Source organism: Streptomyces sp. NPDC055078, assembly GCF_053607985.1.
The window spans coordinates 1-3,343 of sequence record NZ_JBSGUP010000800.1 but is presented as its reverse complement, the minus strand read 5'-3'; the positions used below and the strand labels follow the sequence as shown (position 1 = coordinate 3,343).

Annotated in this window: 2 protein-coding genes and 1 pseudogene; 2 read left to right on the top strand and 1 reads right to left on the bottom strand. The window is 74.2% G+C overall.

Going from position 1 to position 3,343, the window contains the following annotated elements; genetic code table 11:
• Together ACWF94_RS36895 and ACWF94_RS36890 are read left to right on the top strand one after the other, a co-directional pair.
• Nucleotides 1-301 (top strand): annotated as a pseudogene (locus ACWF94_RS36895) (hypothetical protein); the annotation flags it as partial.
• A gap of 417 nt (nt 302-718) precedes the next feature.
• Nucleotides 719-2,389: a PucR family transcriptional regulator gene (locus ACWF94_RS36890; RefSeq protein WP_453499022.1), complete on the top strand. Its 1,671-nt coding sequence runs from the start codon at nt 719-721 to the stop codon at nt 2,387-2,389.
• A gap of 50 nt (nt 2,390-2,439) precedes the next feature.
• Here the strand turns inward: ACWF94_RS36890 and ACWF94_RS36885 are convergent.
• Nucleotides 2,440-3,343 (bottom strand): prolyl oligopeptidase family serine peptidase (locus tag ACWF94_RS36885; protein ID WP_453499020.1); only part of this gene is annotated, 904 nt, incomplete at its 5' end.

Here is a 3,343-nt window from a genome sequence, read left to right as displayed (position 1 = left end):
CGCCGGGGCCGCCCGCGCGGCGGGCGCGACCGTGGCGCTCGGCGTCTCCGCCACCGGCGGGCCGGTGACCGGGCACGCAGACGGGCACGCCCGCACCGTGCTGGTGGCCGTTCCCGAGGACATCGAGGCATTGCGGAAGAGCGACCCCGACCGCGCCGCGCGATGGCGGACGGCGGTACGGGAGGTGCTCGGCGGGCTGCTCGCCGGGGGCGCGCGGGTCCGGGGCTTCGACCGTACGGGCTGGTACGTCGTGGACCGGGGGAGCCCGGCGGCACCACCGCGGACGACGGCACCACGGTAGGCACGGCACCACACACGGGGCACCACGGCACCACGGCACCACGCACCCGGCACACCGAGGCGAATCGCCCGCGCGGGACAGCGTGCAGGTCACCGGCGGCCGAACGCCGCACCGCCGAGGTGCCCTCGTGCCCCCGTTCACCGACGGGCCCGGGGGTGGTGCGCTGCCGAGCGGCACCGTACGGCCGGGGCGGTGGCTGGAGACGGTGGTGCCGGACGCGGTCACGACCACGGCGACACGGGTGCCCGTTCCCGCCTCCGGAGGCCCCCGGAACGCGCCGGAACGCGCCGGAACGCGCCGAAAGGACCGGGGGCCGCACCGAGCACCTCGCGGCTGTCCGGCCGTACGAACGAGATGGCATCATTTCGTCATGCGCGACCAACGACGACGCGGGTACACCGCGCTAGCTTCGGCCTTGTGCTCATCCCTGTGACCGGACTTCCGCGAGCGAGCCTGGGACGTGTCCTGGAGGAACTCGGTACCACTCTGCTCGACGTGGTCTGCGGCGACGTCGAACGCGCCGGCGATATCGGCGGCGTCGTCATCCACGACCCGCTGGACGAGCCGGAACTCCCGGAGAACGCCCTGGTGATGGGTGTCGGCCTGCACGACCCCGCCGACATCGCGCAGGTCGTCTCCCGCCTCGGCCGGCTCGGCGCCGCCGCCCTGGTGGTGCGCGCGCCCGTCGCCCCCGACGAACGCCTCCTCGCCTCGGCCCGCGCGTCGGGCGTGGCGGTCCTCTCCTTCGCCCGAGGCGCGTCCTGGACGCACCTGGCGGGGATGCTCCGGACGCTGACCGCCGACAACAGCGGCCGGTACGACACGGACGCCTCCACGCCCGGCCGGTTCGGGTCCGGCGACCTCTTCGCGGTCGCCAACGCCATCGCCGCACTGCTCGACGCCCCCGTCACCATCGAGGACCGCAACTCGCGCCTGCTGGCCTTCTCCAGCCGGCAGGAGGAGGTGGACCAGTCGCGGGTCCAGACGATCCTGGGCCGGCAGGTCCCCGAGCACTACACCCGCATCCTGGAGGAACGCGGAGTGTTCCAGGCGATCTACCGCAGCGACCGGCCCGTGTTCGTGGCCTCCCTGCCCGAGTCGGGCGACACGCCGCAGCCGCCCGAACTGCCCCGCGCGGCGATCGCGGTACGCGCCGGGGACGAGATCCTCGGCACGGTCTGGGTGGTTGTCCCCGAGCCCCTCAGCGAGGAACGCGGTGAGGCCCTCTACGAGGCGTCCAAGCTCGTCGCGATGCACATGGTGTGGCAGCGCGCCGACGCCGACCTGGAACGGCGACTGCGGGCCGAACAGCTGGCCACCGCCCTGGAAAGCGGCCCGGGATCACCCGAAGCGATCCGCCGTCTGGGTCTGAAGGACGAACCCGCGGTCGTCCTCGCGCTCACCGTCGTCGACGCGGCGACCGGACACCGCCCGCCCGCCCGGCTCGCCACCGAACGCAAACGGCTCACCGACGCGTTCGCCATGCACCTGTCCGCCGTGCACCCGCGCGCCACCGCGGCGCTGATCGGCGACATCGCGTACGGCATCCTGCCCCTCCTCCCGCAGAACCGGCAGGGCGGCGAGGAACGCGCGGCCGGGATCGCCGCCGAGTTCCTGGACCGCGTCGGCTCCCGCCTCCGCCCGCTGATCGGCGTGGGGCAGTTGGCCGAGGACAGTTCGGGTCTGGCCCGGTCCCGTTCCGGAGCCGACCGCGCGCTGCGTGTCCTGCGGTCCTCGGCCACCGGGCAGCAGGTGGCCTGCCTGGACGACGTCCACGTCGAGGCCCTGCTGCTCGAACTCGCCGACCGCGTCCCGGGCGGGGACATCCCCAGCGGCGCCGTCGCGCGCGTCGTCGCCTACGACGAGGTGCACCAGACCAGCCTGGTCGAGACGCTGCGGAGCTGGCTCGACGCCTTCGGCGACGTCACCGTGGCGTCCGCCGCGATGTTCGTGCACCCCAACACGTTCCGCTACCGGCTGCGGCGCGCGGCCGAGGTCGGCCGGATCGACCTCAACGACCCGAAGGCGCGTCTGTCGGCCATGCTGCAGCTGCGCCTGATGTCCCTCAGGTCCGACCCGGACGGCTGAGCGGACCGGGCCGCCGCCAGCCCCTCATACCAGCGGGCTTCGTCGCCCGCTCAGCCGTCCAGACCGAGTGTCCTGATCAGAAAGGCCAGCCATTCGGAGTCCTGCCGGACCGCGACCTCGTGCGAGGTCGCCGCGCCGTGACCGGCGTTGTCGAAGACGTGCAGCAGGATCGGCGCCGTCCCCGTCTGCGCCGCCTGCAGCCGGGCGGCGAACTTGCGCGCATGCCACGGAGGGCACCGCGGATCGGTCGCCCCGGCCTGGAGGTAGACCGCCGGGAAGTCGCCGGGCCGGACCAGCTGGTACGGCGACAGCCCGAGGAGCCGCCGGACCTGCGCCGGATCGTCCGGATCCGCCCACGCCTTGCGGATGACGAAGTCCAGATAGGGATCGCGGGTTCCTCCGACGAGGTCCAGCAGCGGTGCCCTCGGCAGTACGGCACACCACAGTTCGGGCCGTGTGGTGAGCGCGACCCCGCACATGAGACCGCCGTCGGACCCGCCGGTCAGCGCGAGCCGGCCGGCGTCGGCGAGTCCGGTGGCGACCAGCTGCTCGGCGACCGCGACGAGGTCGGTGTCGCGCACATGCTTGCGTTCCCGGTGCGCGGCCAGATACCAGTCCCGGCCGAACTCGCCGCCCCCGCGCAGATACGCCTGGACGAGGACACCGCCCGCCGCGACGAAGGCGGCCAGGTCGCTCCGGTACTGCGGCAGCAGGGGCACGTTCGCCGCGCCGTACGCGGAGATCAGCACCGGCGCAGGCCGCGCCGGGTCGCCGCCCGCCGGCCGCACCACGTGGTACGGGACCGCCACACCGTCGGCCGCGACGGCCCGCCCCGCCGTCACCTCGGCGTCGAGGGTGACCGCCGGGGCCGACAGCGTCTCGGTCCCCGCCTCCCCGGGCCGGTGCCGGTAGACGCCCCAGGAACTGGTCAGGGTGGAGAAGGCGAAGACGAAG